This is a genomic window from Nocardia sp. NPDC056541 (genome assembly GCF_042794235.1).
Taxonomy (GTDB): Bacteria; Actinomycetota; Actinomycetes; order Mycobacteriales; family Mycobacteriaceae; genus Nocardia.
On sequence record NZ_JBHTUD010000009.1, the window covers coordinates 359405 to 377429 of the forward strand.

The 18025-nt window shown below is 67.9% G+C and carries 19 protein-coding genes; 6 read left to right on the top strand and 13 right to left on the bottom strand.

The window, feature by feature from the left end:
- Positions 1-4 precede the first annotated feature (4 nt).
- From ligD to ACFQ9R_RS18640, 3 genes are all read right to left on the bottom strand, one after another.
- The gene (ligD, locus tag ACFQ9R_RS18630) at positions 5-1003 is read right to left on the bottom strand and encodes a non-homologous end-joining DNA ligase (protein ID WP_378992019.1); all 999 of its coding nucleotides are present in this window, start codon (positions 1001-1003) and stop codon (positions 5-7) included.
- Entirely contained in the window at positions 1000-2079 is a 1080-nt protein-coding gene (locus ACFQ9R_RS18635) for an ATP-dependent DNA ligase (RefSeq protein WP_378992021.1), read from the bottom strand. Before ACFQ9R_RS18635 ends, ligD begins: the two co-directional genes overlap by 4 nt.
- Before the next feature lie 183 nt (positions 2080-2262).
- Positions 2263-2646 carry a cold shock domain-containing protein gene (locus ACFQ9R_RS18640; protein WP_378992022.1) on the bottom strand — a complete coding sequence of 128 codons (384 nt, stop codon included), beginning with the start codon at positions 2644-2646 and terminating at the stop codon, positions 2263-2265.
- A gap of 346 nt (positions 2647-2992) precedes the next feature.
- Here ACFQ9R_RS18640 and ACFQ9R_RS18645 point away from each other — a divergent pair, with 346 nt between their 5' ends.
- A complete protein-coding gene (locus tag ACFQ9R_RS18645) occupies positions 2993-4384 on the top strand; it encodes a condensation domain-containing protein (protein ID WP_378992023.1) in 1392 nt (463 codons plus the stop codon).
- Here ACFQ9R_RS18645 and ACFQ9R_RS18650 read toward each other — a convergent pair whose 3' ends face one another.
- The 6 genes from ACFQ9R_RS18650 to ACFQ9R_RS18675 form a co-directional block, all read right to left on the bottom strand.
- Positions 4385-5698: a pyridoxal-phosphate dependent enzyme gene (locus ACFQ9R_RS18650; protein WP_378992025.1), complete on the bottom strand. Its 1314-nt coding sequence runs from the start codon at positions 5696-5698 to the stop codon at positions 4385-4387. It lies immediately after the preceding gene.
- Entirely contained in the window at positions 5698-7107 is a 1410-nt protein-coding gene (locus ACFQ9R_RS18655; RefSeq protein ID WP_378992026.1) for a decarboxylase, read from the bottom strand. Before ACFQ9R_RS18655 ends, ACFQ9R_RS18650 begins: the two co-directional genes overlap by 1 nt.
- Positions 7104-8357 carry a heavy-metal-associated domain-containing protein gene (locus tag ACFQ9R_RS18660; RefSeq protein ID WP_378992027.1) on the bottom strand — a complete coding sequence of 418 codons (1254 nt, stop codon included), beginning with the start codon at positions 8355-8357 and terminating at the stop codon, positions 7104-7106. The genes ACFQ9R_RS18655 and ACFQ9R_RS18660 overlap by 4 nt, the downstream gene beginning before the upstream one ends.
- Before the next feature lie 39 nt (positions 8358-8396).
- Positions 8397-9692 carry an aminotransferase class V-fold PLP-dependent enzyme gene (locus tag ACFQ9R_RS18665; protein ID WP_378992029.1) on the bottom strand — a complete coding sequence of 432 codons (1296 nt, stop codon included), beginning with the start codon at positions 9690-9692 and terminating at the stop codon, positions 8397-8399.
- A gap of 68 nt (positions 9693-9760) precedes the next feature.
- Positions 9761-10195, bottom strand: coding sequence for a CBS domain-containing protein (locus ACFQ9R_RS18670; RefSeq protein ID WP_378992030.1), 435 nt, complete (start codon positions 10193-10195; stop codon positions 9761-9763).
- An 87-nt stretch (positions 10196-10282) separates the two neighbouring features.
- Positions 10283-10471 (bottom strand): hypothetical protein, encoded by a 189-nt coding sequence (locus ACFQ9R_RS18675; RefSeq protein WP_067445892.1) that lies wholly within the window; start codon positions 10469-10471, stop codon positions 10283-10285.
- A gap of 352 nt (positions 10472-10823) precedes the next feature.
- On the opposite strand from ACFQ9R_RS18675, the gene ACFQ9R_RS18680 reads away from it, so the two are divergent.
- Both ACFQ9R_RS18680 and ACFQ9R_RS18685 read left to right on the top strand, forming a co-directional pair.
- Complete coding sequence (locus tag ACFQ9R_RS18680) at positions 10824-11057, top strand: DUF397 domain-containing protein (RefSeq protein ID WP_056817490.1); 234 nt, start codon at positions 10824-10826, stop codon at positions 11055-11057.
- Positions 11058-11075: 18 nt separating this feature from the next.
- Positions 11076-11960 carry a helix-turn-helix domain-containing protein gene (locus tag ACFQ9R_RS18685; protein WP_378992032.1) on the top strand — a complete coding sequence of 295 codons (885 nt, stop codon included), beginning with the start codon at positions 11076-11078 and terminating at the stop codon, positions 11958-11960.
- Between the two features lie 103 nt (positions 11961-12063).
- On the opposite strand, the gene ACFQ9R_RS18690 is transcribed toward ACFQ9R_RS18685, so the two are convergent.
- The 4 genes from ACFQ9R_RS18690 to ACFQ9R_RS18705 all read right to left on the bottom strand — a co-directional run bounded on the left by ACFQ9R_RS18690 (position 12064) and on the right by ACFQ9R_RS18705 (position 14159).
- Entirely contained in the window at positions 12064-12318 is a 255-nt protein-coding gene (locus ACFQ9R_RS18690; RefSeq protein WP_378659728.1) for a hypothetical protein, read from the bottom strand.
- 354 nt (positions 12319-12672) lie between these two features.
- Positions 12673-13326, bottom strand: a complete 654-nt coding sequence (locus tag ACFQ9R_RS18695; RefSeq protein ID WP_378992033.1) for an SDR family oxidoreductase — start codon at positions 13324-13326, stop codon at positions 12673-12675.
- A 12-nt stretch (positions 13327-13338) separates the two neighbouring features.
- Complete coding sequence (locus ACFQ9R_RS18700) at positions 13339-13827, bottom strand: DUF2599 domain-containing protein (RefSeq protein ID WP_378992034.1); 489 nt, start codon at positions 13825-13827, stop codon at positions 13339-13341.
- An 80-nt stretch (positions 13828-13907) separates the two neighbouring features.
- Complete coding sequence (locus ACFQ9R_RS18705; RefSeq protein WP_378631365.1) at positions 13908-14159, bottom strand: hypothetical protein; 252 nt, start codon at positions 14157-14159, stop codon at positions 13908-13910.
- Between the two features lie 274 nt (positions 14160-14433).
- Here ACFQ9R_RS18705 and ACFQ9R_RS18710 point away from each other — a divergent pair, with 274 nt between their 5' ends.
- The 3 genes from ACFQ9R_RS18710 to ACFQ9R_RS18720 form a co-directional block, all read left to right on the top strand.
- Positions 14434-15663, top strand: a complete 1230-nt coding sequence (locus ACFQ9R_RS18710) for a lipase family protein (protein ID WP_378992035.1) — start codon at positions 14434-14436, stop codon at positions 15661-15663.
- Positions 15664-15913: 250 nt separating this feature from the next.
- Positions 15914-17278, top strand: coding sequence for a lipase family protein (locus ACFQ9R_RS18715; RefSeq protein ID WP_378992037.1), 1365 nt, complete (start codon positions 15914-15916; stop codon positions 17276-17278).
- 184 nt (positions 17279-17462) lie between these two features.
- Positions 17463-18025, top strand: a 563-nt coding sequence (locus ACFQ9R_RS18720) for an esterase/lipase family protein (RefSeq protein ID WP_378992038.1), incomplete at its 3' end; no start/stop codon positions are given.

The following is an 18025-nucleotide window of genomic DNA, read 5'->3' on the forward strand; positions in this document are numbered from 1 at the left end:
GTTCTCACTCCTTCTTGGCCCGGCTCGGTTGCACGCGCGGCGGCTCGTTGGGCATCTTCGGATACTGCGGTGGCCACGGTGCGTCCATCAGCCCCGCTGCCATGTCGCGCTCCGACATCGTCAGCAGCGGTTCGATCGATTGTGGTGCCCGGTTCGCCCAGGGATCACCCGACTCGGCGAGGCGGGCGGGCACGGTGGCCAGCGTGAGCTCATCGGGGACGACGGTGTCGAGTTCGGCCCAGGTGATCGGTGTCGACACCTGACCGCCGACCTTCGGTCGCACCGACCAGGCGCCGAACACGGTCTTGTGCGGGGCGTTCTGATTGAAGTCGATGAACACCCGCGAGCCGCGTTCCTCTTTCCACCACTGCGCGGTGATCTCCTCGGGATGCCTGCGCTCGAGCTCCCTGGCCAGCGCCACCGCGGCGGCCCGCACCTCGTAGCCGTCCCAGCGCGGTTCCAGCGCCGCGTAGATGTGCAGGCCACGTGAGCCCGAGGTCTTGATGGACGAGTCGACGCCGAGTTCGGCCAGCAGTTCGCGGGTGAGCACCGCGGCCCGGCGCAGATCATCGAAACCGATGCCGGGCGAGGGATCGAGATCGATGCGTAGTTCGTCGGCGATCCGCAGATCCGGAACATGATTGGGCCACACGTGAAAACCGAGACAGCCCTGATTCACCGCCCACAGGATGTGGGCGAGATCGTGGGCCACCAGCGCGTCGCTGGTGGTGCCGTTGGGGGTGGACACCTCTACGGTCTGCAACCAGTCCGGCGCGGACTTCGGCACCCGCTTCTGGAACCACGATTTGCCCGACGCGCCGTCGGGATAGCGTTCCAGCAGTAGCGGGCGACCACCGATCACACCGAGCAGCGGTTCGGCGACAGCGCGGTAGTAGTTGACCAGATCGAGCTTGGTCTCGCCGCGTTTGGTGAAGTAGACCTTGTCGGGATTGCTGATGGTCAGCGCCCGGCCGTCGACGTCGAGTTCTACCGCGGCGCTCATCGGCCGACTCCGAAGATCGCGTCGAGCTCGGCGGGCGCCACTTCATCGAGCTGGGCGTACGTGCACGAATCGGGGGTTCGGTCGGCGCGGAACCGCGCCAGCCGCCCGCCGTGGCGGAACCGTCCCGACTGCACGTGCTCGTAGCGCACTTCGGCGACCAGCTCGGGCCGCAGCGGCTCCCACGACAGATCCTTGCCCCCGCTCCAGCGGCTCTGCCCGCCGGGCATCTTGCCGTCGGCGTTCGCCTGCGCGGCGGCGTCGGCCCAGGTGCGCCACGGATGGTCGTCGAGCGCGTTCTCGCGCAACGGCGCCAGCTCGCCGAGCAATTCGCGGCGCCGGGCCGCGGTGAAACTCGACGCCACCCCGACATGGTGCAGATTGCCCTCGTCGTCGAACAGGCCGAGCAGCAGCGAACCGACGCCTTCGCCGTCCTTGTGCATCCGGTAACCGGCGACCACGCAGTCGGCGGTGCGCTCGTGCTTGATCTTGAGCATCACTCGCTTGTCCTGCAGGTAGGCCAGTTCGTCGGACTTGGCCATCACGCCGTCGAAGCCCGCGCCTTCGAAGCGGGTGAACCAGTCCTGAGCCACGTCGGGATCCTGGGTGATCGGTGTGAGATGGATCCGGCCGGGCGCGGCGTCGAGCAACGACTCGAGTTCGCGGCGCCGCTGCGCGAACGGTGCGGTGGTGAGATCGCGATCGCCGAGGGCGAGCAGGTCGAAGGCGACGAAACTGGCCGGTGTCTGCGCCGCGAGTTTGGTGACCCGCGACGCGGCCGGGTGCAACCGCTGCTGCAAGGTGTCGAAATCGAGGCCGTGATCGGTGACGACCACGATCTCCCCGTCGATGACGCAGCGTTGCGGCAGCGCCTCCTTCAGCAGCTCGGCCAGCTCGGGGAAGTACCGGGTGAGCGGGCGGTCGTTGCGGGAGCCGAGTTCGATCTCGTCACCGTCGCGGAACACGACGCAGCGGAAGCCGTCCCACTTCGGCTCATAGCTGAGTCCTGGCTCGCGCGGTAGCGACGGCGTCGACTTGGCCAGCATGGGGCGCACTGGCGGCATCACCGGTAGATCCATCCGATCCTCCTCGCGGGTGTGTTCACCCGTGTCGACGATGCGAGCACGCCCGATTCATCGGTGTGTGAGGCGATCGTAGGACGGGGGACCGACACGTGCGCGGACATCGAGTGCGTGCCTGTCGCGCTCGCCGAGTCCGCGCCGGAGTTCATCGGCGGGCGCGATAACCGCCCTGGCGCGAGATCAGCTGTCGAGCCAGCCGTGCTCGTCGGCGAAGGTGGTGAACCGGTCGCGGATGGTGATGATCTCGGCCGCGGTGAGCGCGGGGGACGCCTCCAGCAGCAATTCGGTGATCTGCTGACGCAGTTCGTCGGGACCGAGCCGGTCGCCGCCCTTGCGCGTCTTCGGAGCGGCGGGGGGCTGTCCGACCCCGGTCAGGTTGATCGCCTTGGGACCCCGATCGCCTTCGGTCACATCGAATTCGAACAGGCGACCCTGGCGCAGCTCGTCCTCGTCGAGTCCGATGTCGTTGACGTGGACGAATACATCGGGCCCGCCGTCATCGGGCCGGATGAAACCGAAACCCCGTGAACCGTCGAACGACACCAATTTCCCGATGGACACCAACCAACTCCTCGCTCCGCTTCCCGTCGCTACTCTAACGCGGCTTTTGGGCGATTTCGCCCGGAAAGTGGATAGTCGGCGAAATCTTGGGATTCGCGATGCGGGCGGGCTGACCGAGCATGGTCACGATCCGGTAACTGTGTGTTCACATCGGCTCGTTAGCGTTGCTCACCTGTCGAAACGGTGTGGAGGTTGTAGACGCGTGTCGGACCCCGGTGTGGGGCGGAGATCGGGGGGATACGGCGCCGGCAGTGGCGTTTTGCCGGCGACGGCGCGCACCGGGAGTGACCCGGTCTGTGCGCGGCCCGCCGCGTCACCGGTGCTCGGCCCGCGACCGTGTCCGTCGCATGTGCCCCTGGCGCCCGCGCAGGAGCGGATGTGGCATGCCGCGCGACTCGGCCGGTCGGCGGATTGGAATGTCGCGCGGGCGATGCGCTTGCGTGGCGCGTCGGTCGACGTGGCAGCGCTGCGAGCGGCGCTGAAACTTCTCGTCGGTCGCCATGTTCCGCTGCGGACCCGGTTTCCGGCGACCGAGCTGGGTCCGGCTCAGTGCGTCGTCGACCCCGACGATGCCGTCCTCGATGTGGCCGAATGCGGCGTCGGCGAAGCCGGCCTCGCCCCCGCCGTCGCCGCGCTGGCCGGGCAGCCCTTCGACCTCGCCCGCGATCTGCCGGTGCGGGCGCGGCTGTTCGTGCTCGGGCCCGACGATGTGGTGCTCGCCCTTGTCGTGCACCACATCTCGGTCGACGGTCGCTCGATGGGCCCACTGATCCGCGACCTCGTCACCGCCTATCTGGCCTGTCGCGCCGGCACCGCCCCGCACTGGCCGCCGCTGCCGATCAGCTACATCGATTACACCCTGTGGAAGCACGAGCAGCTCGGCGAGTTCACCGACGAGTGGAGCCGGGCCACCCATCAGCTGCGGTACTGGGCCAATGCGCTGGCAGGCCGCCCGGCCCTGCTGGACCTACCCGCGCGTGAGCTCCCCGCGGCCCCGATCGACCCGGTTGCCGGTGCGCTGCTGCCGATTTCGTTCGACGCCGAGACCCATGCCGGGCTGCTGCGGATGGCGCAGGAGGGGCGGGCGAGCCTGTTCATGGTGTTGCAGACCGCGTTCGCGCTCACCGTCGGCGCGTTCGCGCGCAGCGCCGATGTCACGGTCGCCACAGCGGTTTCGGGTCGCGATCACCGCCTGCTCGACGATCTCGTCGGCAATTTCTCCGCTGATGTGCTGATGCGCGTGCGCCTCGACCGTGCCGCCGATGTCGGCGAACTTCTCAAGCAAGTGCGCCGGGTCGCGCTCGCCGCGTACGCCCACCCCGACACCCCCAACCCGCGCCTCAAGCGCTGCCTGCCGCAGGACGCGGCGCTGCCGCTGTTCCAGGCCACACTCATCCTGCAGCGAGCCGGGGCCCCACGCACCGCCGTCGAACACCCTCCTGCACAGGGGCTTTCGATCACCGAGTTACCGACCGGGGTGGTCAGGGCCAAGCACGACCTCGAGTTCGGGCTCACCGACCACTACGATCCACTCGGCGCGCCCGCCGGGGTCGACGGGTCGTTCATCTACCCGATCGCCCGGTTCGACGAGGCGACCGCGCAGCAGTTCGTGGCGCGCTTCCGTGCGGTCGTCGGGCTGCTCGCCGATGGGTATCGCGGACCGCTCACGGCGTTGCTGGCGACCACCGGTCGCGGTCGTGGATTGAGCACCGCGCGCCGCGCCACCAGGGTGCTCGTCTGATCAGCCGCCGCGCTCCATCGCGTATCCGGCGTCGCGCCACGCGACGATGCCGCCCGCGAGGCTGTACGCCTCGTAGCCCGCGCGGTGGGCCACCGCGGCGAAACGCAGCGAGGTTTCCCCGACCGGGCACACGAACACCACCGGCCGTGACCGCGGAAACGGCACGCCCTGGGTGAGCATCTCGTCGAGCTGGTCGTCGCGGATGTTGAGCGCGCCGGGGACATGCCCGACGCGGTAGGCCATCGCGCCGCGGGTATCGACGACGGTGGGTCTGGCGGTGCGGTCGAGTTCGGCCAGCTCAGCGGGAGACAGCGTCGGCGCGGTGTCGTCGGGGCTCGGGGGTGCGGGCCCGGTGGGCTTGCCGAACAGCTCCGGCCTGCGTTTGGCGAGATAGGACAGATACGGTTCGATCCGGTCGCACACGATCAGCACAGCCACCAGTGCTCTGCCCTCGGGGCGCGGTACCGCAGCCAGAGTGCGAAGGGCGGCGCAATAGCCCGCGCCGCTGGTGGGTCCGGCGAGTACGCCGTAGCCGCGCATCAGGTCGAGGGTCGACTCGATGGCCGCGGCGGAGTCGACGGTGACGATCTCGTCGTAGAAATCGGGCCGGAACAGCCCGACGTCCCACATCTCGCGCTCGGAGCGGATACCGGGGATGAAATCGAAGCGGTCCGACACCACCCCGACGGTGCGCAGGTCCGGATGGTGGGCGAGCAGGGCGGTCGCGGTGCCCCGGGTGGAGCCGGTGGTGCCGAGTCCGCCGATCAGGTAGTCCAGGTGGTCGATGCCCGCGTCCGCGAGGTCGGTGGCGATCTCGGTGCCGGTGCCGTCGTGATGGGCGGCGATATTGCGCTCGTTCGTGTATTGCGAGGGGTGATACCAGCGGTCGGGCGCCTGGCCGATGGTCTGCTCGATGACCGCCGAAACATCATCGGCGGCATGGGGATCAGGGCATTCGGACAGGCCGGGAAGTTCCACGATCTCGGTCCCGAGCAGTTGCAGCAATTGGCGGACCTCGCTCACCCGGATCCGATTGGTGACCGCGCGCAACGGGATGCCGTGCAGCGCGCCGAGTACCCGAAGCGCTTTGGCGGTGTTCCCGCTCGACGCCTCGATGAACGACTGCCCGCCTGCGCGGACGCGCTCGAGATCGTCGCGGATCATCGCCCAGGCAACGCGGTCCTTCACCGAACCGAAGGGGTTGTGCGACTCCAGTTTCGCGTACAGCTCGACGTCGGCCAGCCCGTGGACGGCGGGGTCCAGGCGCAGCAGGGGAGTGTTGCCGATCAGCTCGGTGATGTGGGTGTAGACCATCACCGGCCCCCGGGCCGGTAGTCGGCATCAGGGCACAGAACGAACTGTCCTTCTCGGTGCAGCACAGCGACTTTCGCGGGTGTCGGGTGCATGCCGGCCTGCGCGGCCGACAGGTCCGTGTGGTACGCGGCGGTATTGGGGAACACCACCGGATCGCCGGGGGACGGCAGCTGCGCGACTCGCACCTGCCGCTGGGTGATCAGGTCGCGCTCGAGACACAGGTGCCCGGCGAAATACACCCCGGCAGGACGTGACTCGGCTACGTCGGTCAGCACGATCGGATCGATGAGCACCTCCTGGTCGGCGGCGGTGACGGTGTCGCGGCTGAGATCCAGGTGGACCAGCGTCGCGCCGTTGCCTGCCCGTTTGACGAACTCGACCTGGGCTACGGTGATGCCTGCCTGGTCGACCAGCGCTTTGCCCGGTTCGAGCCACAGGTCGAGGAGATTGTCGGTGAGGACCGCCGCCAGCGCCCGTCCACCGTGCCCGGGCAACGGAGCGGCGAGCAGTTCGGCGAGGATGCCTGCGGCGGGTTCGGTATTGGCGTACTTGTGGAACACCGGTGCGCCGTGCACCATTCCCTCGGCGACGTGATAGCCGAAAGTGTTGTTGCCCCAGTGCATCGCGGGGCCACGCCCGAGCAGGCCCGCCCGCAGTGCGTGGTCGTAGGCGTCGTACCCCCCGGCATCGGCGGTGAAGACCTGGCGCAAGCCGCCGCCGATATCGAGCACCGTCGGCGTCAGGCCGTGCGCGTAGGCCCGTTCGATCAGTTCCAGACAGTCGCCCACGGCGTTGACCCGTTCCGCGGTGGCAGCGGTATCGAGGTGAAAGGCGAATCCCAGCAGCCGCAGCCGGTCGCGGTGACGTACCAGCAGATCCAGCGCCGTGGCCACGTCGGCGAGATCGATCCCGAACCGGCTCGGTGAGCTGCCGGAGAAACCCGAAATGCGTAGCAGTACCGGGACAGCCGCCGCCGGTGACGCCAGCTCGGCCAGGGTCGCGAGTTCCCAGAGGTTGTCGACATTGATCGTCGCCGTGGCCGTCACCGCGGCCCGCAGCATCGTGGCGCCCTTGGGGCCGGTCACCTCGATGCGATCGGCGGGAAATCCGGCGGACAGCGCGGAACGCAGTTCCCCCGTGGACGCCACGTCGACGGCGATTCCCGCGTGCGCGGCCGTGTGGGCGAACGCCGCGGAGCGATTCACTTTGTGCGCATAGCAGATTCGATGCCGGACCGCTCCCGCGTCGAGCACGGCGCGCAGTGCGGCGAGGTTGGCGGCAAAGATCTGCGGGAACACCAGATGCACGGGGGAGCCGTAGCGGCGCAGCGCGGCGCGAACGCCGTCGCGATCGGCGAGGAACGCGGCGACGAGCGGATGCAGCGCGGCGGGAACGGCGGGCGGGATCATCCCACCGACGCGCCGGGCACCTGCGCCGGCACGTCGTCGACCGGGTTGTAGCCGCCATCGCGCAGTGCCTCGAAGACACGGAACCTGTTGCGCGGACTGCGGATCCGGGCGATCACCCGCTTGGACTCCAGATCGATCTCGACGACCGGGATCTCCATCGACTCGAGCAGTGCGGTGATCGTGCGGACGCAATGCCGGCAGCTCATATCGGGGACGTAGAAGACGCCGTCGTCGCCGGAGGGGGCGGTACCCGGCTGTTCCTCGGTCAGGTCCTCGAGCACTTCCACCGAGCCTGTCAGCGCGGCGAACGTCTCGACGAACCGATCGACGACCGTGGCGAGGACGTGCACATCGGCGCCGTCGATGTCATGTTGGGTCGCCGCGAGACAGGTGGGTCGCGTGTCGGCGGGCAGCAGCGCGTATTGCCGTGAGATCAGGTCGAGGTCGTCGTGGTATTTCGCGACGGCCGCTTCGGTCTCGAGGCCCTCCTCGCCGGTCGCGCGCAGCATCACCGCGTGCGCGTCGGCGATGGTGGCGTCTTTCATCGCGCGCAGGACGGCGATCGAGTCGGCGGTGTAGCGCACGGACCCGTCGGGCTGGGTGGCAAAGCGCACCGGGATCATCCCGCGCCGGAATGTCGAGGCCTGCAGTTCCCAGAACCAGCGGGTGGCGACGGCGGTGAAGATGCCGCAATCACGCATGCCGGTGGCGAATTCGACGAGCCCGCGATAGGGGGTGTCGGCGGCGATCAGCCCGTGCTGGACCAGTGCGCGCCCTGTGGCCTCGATACCGACCCGGAAGATCTCGTGCGGATCGTGATCGGTGGTGGTCGCGCGAAGAACGCCGTGATCATGGGCGGACAGGGCCGCAGCGCGCGCCGGGAGTTCGGATGCCGCCAGCGAATGCCACAGCGCGAGGACTGTTTCCCGCGCGAGCACCGCGAGTTCGGGGCCCGCGCCCGCGGTGTGGAAGTACCCGGTGTTGGGAATTCCCGCGCTGTCGGTCCACGTGAGGCGATGGGTCGCGCTGGTCACCTGATCCGGGCGGCAGGGGCGCATGAACCGTTCCAGGTACATCCGCTGGGACTGTGTCAGCGCGGCACCCGATTCAGGCTGTAATGCCGTGGCACGGTAGGTGATTCGGGCCGGAGGCGGCGGTTCGGTGGCGGCGAACAGTCCGGGAGCGGCCAGGCGGGCCAGTACCCGGGACGCGGCGCGACGATCGTAGTGCTGCACGGTGGGCGAGCCCATCGTTCCTCCTCGGCGTCGGGGGCTTGAAGGACAGGTTGTTCAGCGCCCGTCACCGGCGAGGCCGGCCACGCAGGCGACGAATCGGTCGATCTCGTCGAGGGTGTTGTAGAGGTGGGTACTCACCCGCACCGAACCGTTCCCGGTGTCGGCCGAGGGCACGCAATGCGCTCCGGTTCGCACCAGGAATCCGGCATCGGCCAGGACGAACCCGAGGTCGGCGGCGCTGATCGCGTCGAGGGTGAACGAGACGATCCCATAGCCGACGGCGCAGGTGGCGTGTGCCGGCCCGGGGAGGAAGTCGAGCCCGGGGACCTCGCGCAGGCCGTCGATGAGCCGCAGGGTGAGCACCCGGTTGTGCTCGGCGACAGCGAATCGGTCGAGCTCGTCGAGCAGGTCGAAAGCCGGTGCGAGGGAAAGGATCCCGGGGATGTTGTGGGTACCGCCTTCGAGCAGCTCGGGCATTCCGGTGGTGACGAGACCGTCTTCGGTGATCCTGACCCCGGTGTTCCCGCCGGGAAGGAAGGGGCGCAGCCTGGCGTGCACCCGGCGGTGGCAGTACAGCAGGCCGATCCCGGGCGTACCGAACATCTTGTGTCCCGCGAAGACCGCGAAATCGGCTCGCAGCGCGGTGACGTCGACCGGCAGGTGCCCTCCGCTCTGCGAGCAGTCGAAGCACAGCAGGATCTCGGGGTCGATCCGGCCGTGCAATTCCTCGAGGGTGGTGAGCCCGCCGTACACGTGATGGAGATGGCTGGTGGTGATCAGACGGGTGCGCGGACCGACCCGCGCGAGGATATCGTCGATGTCGGCTTCGCCGGTAGCGGTGCTGCGATAGGGCCGCAACACTATTCGGCGCCCGAACCTGGCGAGGGTGTCGCGCAGGTGGTGCCACGGCAGCACATTGGCGGCGTGATCGGCCGGGTTGTAGAGGATCTCGTCGCCGTCGTCGAGCTCGGCCAGGCCCCAACTGTGCGCGATCGCGCCGAGTGCGGCGGTGGCTCCGCTGGTGAACACCATCTCGTCGCTGTGGTGCGCGCCGAGGAAACCGGCCGCCCGGGTACGGACGGCGGCGATCCGCGCCGACAGCGCGGTGGCCCAGCCGTAGGTGCCGCGGCCCGCGTTGGCGGTGTGCTCGCGGTGGTAGTCGGTGACGGCCGCGATGACGGTATCGGGCTTCTGCGTCGTCGCGGCACTGTCGAGATAGACCACCGCGGGATCGGCCAGGGCCGGAAACCGCGTGCGAATCGAGGCGGGCACCGGGGTGGGCGCGTGCCGGATCGCCGAGGCGGCGGCGAGCTCGGGCCGGACGGGGTGCACCCGCTCAACGATACGCACGTTTCTGGTACAGCTCGCGAAGAATTCTCAGGCGCAAGGCTTTTCGGTGTCGCCGGTCGGTGCCGGGCTCAGTAGTTGCCCTGCAAATATTCGACGAGGTGTTCACGTTCGGCGGCCAGTTCGGTGATCTCGCTCTTCACCACGTCACCGATGCTGACGATGCCGATGAGCCGGTCGGACTTCACCACCGGCATGTGCCGGATCCGGTGCTCGGTCATCACGTCGCGCAGCGAGGACACATCCTCATCGGGCCCGCAGGTGCGAACCCGGGCGGTCATGATGTCGGTGACCGGCCGATCCAGCAGCGCGGCGCCGTGGGCGTGCAGATGACGCACCACATCGCGTTCGGAGACGATGCCCGTGATCACGGCACCATCGGGGGAAACGACCACCGCGCCGATATTGTGGTCGGCCAGCGCCGCGAGCAGGTCGCGCACGGTGGTCTGCGGCGGCACGGTCGTGACCGCCCTGCCCTTGTTGCGCAGGATCTCCGCTATCCGCATACGCGCGCCACCTGTCCGGATCGATCGTCGCCCACCAGCATGACCTGTCGGAACCGGTCTGACCAGCACGAAGACGTTACGACCGCGCTATTCGTCGTCCAGTCCCGCGGACAGGTACGCGGCAGCGGCCAGCCACTGACGGCACTGCGGACCATGGATGTCGTGTTGGCTCAGCATCTCGCGCGCCTGACGGTAGGTGAGCCCGTTCGGCTCGTCGCTACACGCCGTGGGTGGTGCGCCTGCGGCACCGAGGTGTCGCTGAAACGGACTGCTCATCGAGTCCCCTCCCATTCGGCGACGGGAGGCCCGCCCGGCTGGTGGAGCCGCGGTACCTCCCGGTGATCTTGCGGCCTGAGTCTACGGGCGGTTCGTTTTCGAATGCAAGCACATCTGCACGCTCGTTGCGGCCGTGTCGGCTCGCGATGGGGTTGCGGCGCTTACGAATTCAGGGGGCTGGACGAGACGGTCGGCGCCTGGCCGCGGTCATGACGCCGGGAAAGTACCGACCGGTGCGCGGTGGCGTTTCGCGTGTTAATGTCCCCATCGCGCAAGGCAGATGCAAGAACGTTTGTGCGTGCATCTGCAATTTTCGTACCGGTGGGCATCATTCGACAACGAGGAGTGCGGTATGTCCGGAATGCAGCATGATCAGCGTGAACGCCCGGGAGACGGTGCGTGGCGCAAAAGCACCTACAGCAACCCCAGCGGCAACTGTGTCGAGGTCGCCGAAGCCGCCGACGGCTCGGTCGCCGTACGCAACTCGCGCGACCCGCAGGGGTCGGTGATCTTCTACACCCGGCCCGAGATCGACGCATTCATCCGCGGCGCGAAGGCCGGAGAGTTCGACTACCTCACCGGGTAATCGGTAGGATCTGGGTCCATGACGGCTGAACCCGACGAGATCGGTCGCGTACAACCTGTTGTCGACCGTGGCCCCACCGTGTTGCGTATCGCGCTCGGCGGCCAGTTGCGCAAGCTACGCGAGGGCAAAGGCATCACCCGCGAGGCCGCGGGCGACGCGATCCGCGGCTCGCACGCCAAGATCAGCCGACTCGAGCTGGGCCGCACCGGTTTCAAGGAACGCGACATCCGGGATCTGCTCACGCTCTACGGCGTGCACGACCCGGTGGAACGCACCTCGTTCTTCGAGTTGGCCAGGCAGGCAAGCGAACCCGGCTGGTGGCATCGCTACAGCGACCTGCTGCCGTCGTGGTTCAGCACCTATCTCGGGCTCGAGCAGGCGGCCAGCCAGATCCGCACCTACGAAGCACAGCTGGTACCCGGCCTGCTGCAGACGCCGGAGTACACCAGGGCGATCGTTACCCTCGGTTTCGACGACGCCGAAACCGACCGCCGGGTCCAGGTTCGGCAGTTACGCCAGGATGTCCTGCGCCGGGTCGACCCGCCGGTGGTGTGGGCGGTGATCGACGAGGCAGTGCTGCATCGTCCGATCGGCGGACGTGACGTGCACCGGGCCCAGCTTCGCTACCTGGCCGAGCTCTCGGAACTGCCGAATGTGACGGTGCAGGTGCTGCCGTACTCGGCGGGCGGGCACGCGGCGGCGGGTAGTTCGTTCAGCATTCTGCGCTTCGGCGAGCCGGAACTGCCCGATATCGTCTACCTCGAGCAACTCACCAGCGCGCTCTACCTCGAGCGCCGCCAGGACCTCGCGATGTATCTATCGGTGATGGATCAGCTCAGCGTTCAAGCCGAACGGCCGGATCGCTCACGCGAGATACTGCTGTCCTACTCCGAGCGGGACTGACAGCCGAGCGGAGCTGATCGGTCGGGCGGAATCGAACACACGGAGAGCTGATCGGACTGCGCGCGAGGGGCGGGACAGTCGATCGGTGGGTGCCGATTCGTGGTCAGTACCGGATACAGCCGGCGGCGATACGCCAGAAAGTATCGGGAGTCAGCGTTTGCAGATCCCAGTCATCGGCCAGTTCGTGCGCAGTGGTCACGATTCGGTCGATATCGAAATCGTTGCGGGTCGCCGCGCCGGTGGATTCCACGGCATCGATGACGAAGGCGACCGCGCTTTCCCTGGACCATCGAGCGGAGCCTGGGTGATCGGCCGCCGCGCGATCGGCGAGGCCGAAACGGCCCGTGGTGTTGTTCATGTGAATGCCCCTGTGCTTCTCAGGCAGTGGCAAACCCAAGGCAATCCTGGCCCCGGGTGTGCCGCTCGCGGCCTCCCCTGACTGTCCCCTGAATTGTGTTGCGGCCCTGAGTTTAGGACGGGGAGACTTTCAGATGCAAGCACATCTGCACGATCGATTCCGTCTCGATGCGGTGCATTTCCCGGCTTCTGAGCGGCGAATCCAGGGTAGCGCCACCATCTCCGTCATATGTGGCGCTCGAATATCGGCGTGACCGGCGGCTGGCCGTGTTCATCAGGTGACGGCAATGTGGCGCGAGTTGACGACAATGGCGTTCAACGGGCGAAATATGTTGTGATAGTTAATTTGTGGCTATCAAATGGCCGCGACGGCTGACTCGATCGTCTCCGATCCGGAGACCAGCTCCAGTGTGCGTCGAAAAGTGTTGTCCGCGACCAAGATCGACGCGAGTGTCGCGGCGACATCGGCGCGTGGCACCGAATCGCGCGGAATCGGCGGCGGTCCGAGCGTGATCAGACCGTTGCCTTCGGTGTCGGTGAGCCGGCCCGGTCGCAGGATCGTCCACTCCAGCTCGCGAGTCCGCAGGTCCTGCTCGGCGCGGGTCTTGGCGTCGATATAGGCGGCCCACACCTCATCGGTCCCCGGCGCGGGCGGGCTGCCCGCGCCCATCGTGGAGATCTGCACGAACCGCGCGACGCCCGTGTGCTCGGCGGCGTCGGCCAGTTGTACCGAACCGTTGAGGTCGACCGTGTACTTGCGCGCGGCACCGCTCCCCGCGCCCGCACCCGCTGCGAACACCACCGCGTCCGAACCGGCGACCGCGGCCGCGAGGTCGGCGGGGGTGTCGCGTTCCATGTCGTAGATGACCGGCACGCCGCCGGTCGCGGCGATATCGGCGGCTTGGCCGGGTTCACGGATGAGGGCGTGGACGTGATCGCCGCGCCGGGTCAGTACCTGGGCGAGCAGGAGAGCGATTTTGCCGTGTCCACCGGCGATGACGATGCGCATGGGATGCTCCTATCAGCGTTCGGGGCCGCCGGGATTGCAGTTCGCCGCCACCGTGGCCTGATATCCGACGTCGGGGCGCCACGGTTCGAGATTCCAGCTCGGCTTGTCGGGCGCTACCATCCTGGCCCAAACCCAGTGGCAGACGAACTGGTCGCGCATCCCCGGCGCGTCGGCGTCGGCGTCGAGGGCACGTACTTCCTGCCACGCGAGTTCGTCGGTGCCGGGCGCGGCGGTCTTGCGGCCCGCCTGGGTGGGGAAGACGAGCAGACGGGGGCCGTCGACGTTCTCGGTCCAGGTCACGTGATCGATCAGGGGTAGGCCCGCGTAGGGGTCGACGGTGGTGGTGGGCGGCGCGATGGTGGCGGGCACCCGCTTGGTGGTGGTGGTCGTCGTCGGGGCGGTGGTGCTGGGTGGGGTGGCGACCTCGGTGGTGTCTGCCGAGCCGCAGCCGGTGAGGACGGCCACCGCGGCCAGTGCGAGCGGGAACTGCCACCGTGTCACGAATGCCCTTTCTGTCACCGCGGGCCGAGCGGCGCCCGCCGTGCCAGCCTAGTGCGGCCGGCGGTGCGGCGCCGCGAGCGTCAGTGCCACAGCGACCGGCAGGGCAGCCGACGCAGGCCGGGGCCGACATTGCCGTCGACGGTCACCAGCAGGCCGGAATGCACGGCCGCCGAGGTGAACTCCCACGCCTCGGCCTGGGTCGCGGCGTATTCCAGGACCAGTGCGTCCTCGGGGGTGGGGCCGTCGAAGTAGACCGTGATCCGCCGGGTCGGTATCTCGTTCGGGTCGATGCGGTGGAGGGTGGCGGCGATGTTCTCGTCGGTGGGAATCATGGCGTGCTCCTTTCGCCCCGGCACTGGTGAGCGCCTTCCTACTCGACGGTAGGTCTTGCACCATCGAGAGGAACACGTTCCGATTTCGCTTGGAGATCTCACAATCCACCTGTCGCCGCGGCGGTGCGCCCGCATATCGGCGTGCTGCCTCCGGTCACAACCACACACAGATGAGGTTGTGAGCTCCGCCGATGTTCGCGGCGACCCGTCGACGAGGAGCCACGGTACCGGCGAAGATCGGTCCCGACAGCAGCGACACGGGAGGGACAGCCGCATGATCTGGGATGCCGCGGCACGACACAGTAGGCCGGGCCGAACACTATTGGTCTGCCTGGCGGCAGCGGTGCTCACCGTGGTCCCCGCCGCGGCAGGCCACACCACACCGCTGTACCCGACCGCCGACCCCGACCCCTTCTACAGCCAGCCGGCCGACCTGGCCGAGCACAAGCCCGGCGACGTACTCGGCGTACGGCAGATGCCGGCGCTGGCCATGTTCCCCGACACCACCATCACCCTGATCCAGTTCCGCTCCACCAATTCCGCGGGCGACCCGATCGCCGCGACGACGACGGTGCTGCAGCCGAACAACCACCGCACCGACGCCCCCGTGCTGTCCTACCAGCACATCATCAACGGGCTCGGCACGCGCTGCTCGGTCTCCAAGGTCCTCTACACCGACGATCCGGATCTGATGGTGCGCGAGGCGGTGGCCTGGAACTACGCGCTCAAGCGCGGCTGGACGATGGCCGTGCCCGACCACCTCGGGCCGAATTTCGCCTACGGCGCAGCGAAATTGGGCGGCCAGGTGACCCTCGACGGTATCCGCGCGGTGCGCCAGGTCGAGCAGTTGCGGGTGAGTGGCAGCCGGGTCGCGATGGCGGGGTACTCCGGTGGCGGCATGGCGACGGCGTGGGCGGCGGCATTGCAGCCCGAGTACGCGCCCGAGCTCGAGATCGCGGGGGCGGCGATGGGCGGGGTGCCGATGAACCTGGTGTCGATGCTCGAGGGGCTCGGCTTCGGTTCACATCCCGTGTTCGGTCTCGCGCTGGCCGCGGGGATCGGGCTCGAACGGGAATACCCCCAACGGTTCCCGATCAGCGATCAGATGAATGCCAGCGGTTTGGCCGCCCGCGCGTCGATCCGTGACGCCTGCACCAACGACATCCTCGGGGCGGGAGCCGGGCGCGGCATCCTCGACTTCGCGGCCACCACCTCACTGGTGGAGGATCCCGAAGCTCGCGCTGTGGTGGAGGAGAACAGCCTGGAGCTGTATCCGGGCGCGCCGACAATGCCTGTCTTCGAATGGCATTCGCCGATCGACGGCCTCATCCCGGTCGACGCGATCACCTCCACCACTCATCGCTGGTGTGCCGCGGGCGCCAAGGTTGTCAGTCAGCAGACACCGACCCCGGACCATCTGACCGCAGCTGTGCTCGGACTGCCTTCCGCGCTGAGTTGGCTCGATGCCCGGCTGCAGGGGGAACCGGCGCCCAGCACCTGCTGAGCCGGTTCGATCGGCCCGGATCCGCTCGCCCCGAAGCGGATCCGGGCCGATTCGCGTCGCCATCGACGATTCTTGTTGCGATACAGCGGCATTGCGCACACGACTCGGGCACAACGCCGAAGTCGGTTCGCCGCGCCCCGTAGCGTGAAGGATCTGACGACGGCGCGGTGGGGGAGTTTCGGTAGGGGTCGGAGCACCGCATAGTGGCACGTCATCGACGAATCCGTTGCCACCCGAAGGCGTGTGTGCCATGAGATCTGTTCGAGTACTTATCGGTTCGGTGCTGCTGCTCGTCTCTTGTGCGGCAGGTACCGCGGCCGCCGAGCCGCCGCCGACCCAGGAGTTCCCGGTGCCGCAGCTGGGGACACCCGGTTTCCTGCCCGATCTGCAGCGCTGGATCGACCAGGTGATTCCCTCGCCGATCCCGGCGAACGCCGCCGATCCGGCGGCCGAACTCGCGGCACTCCACGCGGCGGTGCTCCCGTCGGCGGTCGGCGATCCGATCTTCGACCAGTGGCCGGCTGGGCTCGACGAGTTGTCGCCCGGCGATCTGATCGAATCCCGCGACGTCACCGCGACCGCGGCCTGGTTGACCCTGGTCCCCATCCGCTCGGCGACGCTGCTGAAATTCCGCACCGACGACGCCCACGGCAGACCGTCCTATGCCACCGCGACCCTGATCGTGCCCGCCACCGAGTGGACCGGGCCCGGGGATCGCCCTGTGCTGGTGAACAACCTGCCCATCGACGCGCTGGGTCGCAAGTGCACTCCCGGCTACTCGCTGGCGCACGGCCTGACATCGCAGTCGAGCTCGACAGAGTTCATTCCGCCGACGACGCAGCTGGCGGTCCTGCGGGGGTACGCGGTCCTGGTGCCCGACCACGAGGGCCCGTGGATGGCTTACGCCGAACCGTATGTCGCCGGGCACGCGGTGCTCGACGCGATCCGGGCGGTGCGCGGTGGTGACCCGGCGGCCTACGGCGACAGCCGATTCGCGATGACCGGCTATTCCGGTGGCGCCATCGCCACCCACGGTGCGGCCAAGCTGATCGATTCCTACGCACCGGAACTGGTCGACGTCATCGTCGGTGCGGCACTGGGCGGGGTGCCCGCCGACTTCGAAATCCTCTCGCGCAGTATGAATGCCAACCTCGCATCCGGAATATTTATGGCCGCGACCTTCGCAATCGGACGGGAGCGACCTGAAATCCTCGCCGCGATGAACAATCTCGGGCGCTGGGTCACCACCTCGATTATGAAAGATACGTGCGCCAGCGTGTTCGCGGTGCCGGGAATCTTGCAACTGCCGATCGATGTGGGCGCCAACATCGCCGACCCCCTGCGTTCGGAACTGGCCACCGACATCTACGAGATCACCCGGATGCAAGGAATGCGGTCGTCGACGCCGCTCTACATCTACAACGGCGACCAGGAGTGGTGGATTCCTGCCGAGGGCGCGCGCAATCTCTACGATGAGCAGTGCGAACTCGGGGCGAACGCGGTGTATCGCGGCGTGCTCGGTGAGCACATCATCGGCGCGGCGACGGGCTATCCGGAGGCGGTGCTGTGGCTCGACGAGCGACTTCTCGGAGTCGCGGCACGCAGCGAGTGCTGAATATTTTCCTGTGCCCTGTCATGGCAGTTTTCGAGGGGCTGTGGTGACCTGCCCAGACCGCGCGTGACAATCGTCTCGTAAGTAATTCTGCGGCTTATGTTTTGGGCGGTTTCGACAAGCCATTCGTTCTCCCGGAAGAAAAGGGCGACGAATATTCGAATCGCACAGGAAGACAAGTCAACACATGAAATCTCCCAGTCGCAGGCGCACGCTGCACACGGCGGTATTCGCCGGAGTCGGCGCTCTCTCCATGGTGTTCACCGGGCCGGGGGCGAGCGCGGCTCCCGCCTCGGCGCCGACCGAGCAGGATCTTGCCGGCATCATCTCCGAAGGCCGGCAGGTCGCCGGCTCCGGGTCGGCGTGCACCTCCGGCAGTGGCGCCGGCTCCGGTAACGGGTCCGGTGACTGCTACGGCGGTTCGGGTTCCAGCTCGGGTTCCTCGGGCGGTTATTCCTCCGATCCCGGTGCGTACGGACCGGAGTCGACGGCGTTCCTCGCCGCGTTCGCCTACGGCCTCGGCAACCCCGATGCGGCCGCGCCCGGGACGAACGACTGGAACTGCAAGCCGACGGCCGAGCATCCGCGCCCGGTCGTGCTGCTGCACGGCACCTGGATGAACGCCTACAACGGGTACGCCTACATGGGCCAGCCCATCAAGGACGCCGGCTACTGCACGTTCACGTTCAACTACGGCCGTTCCAACATCGTCGAAGGCGGCGGGCTCGGTTCGTTCCTGCCCGGTGTCAT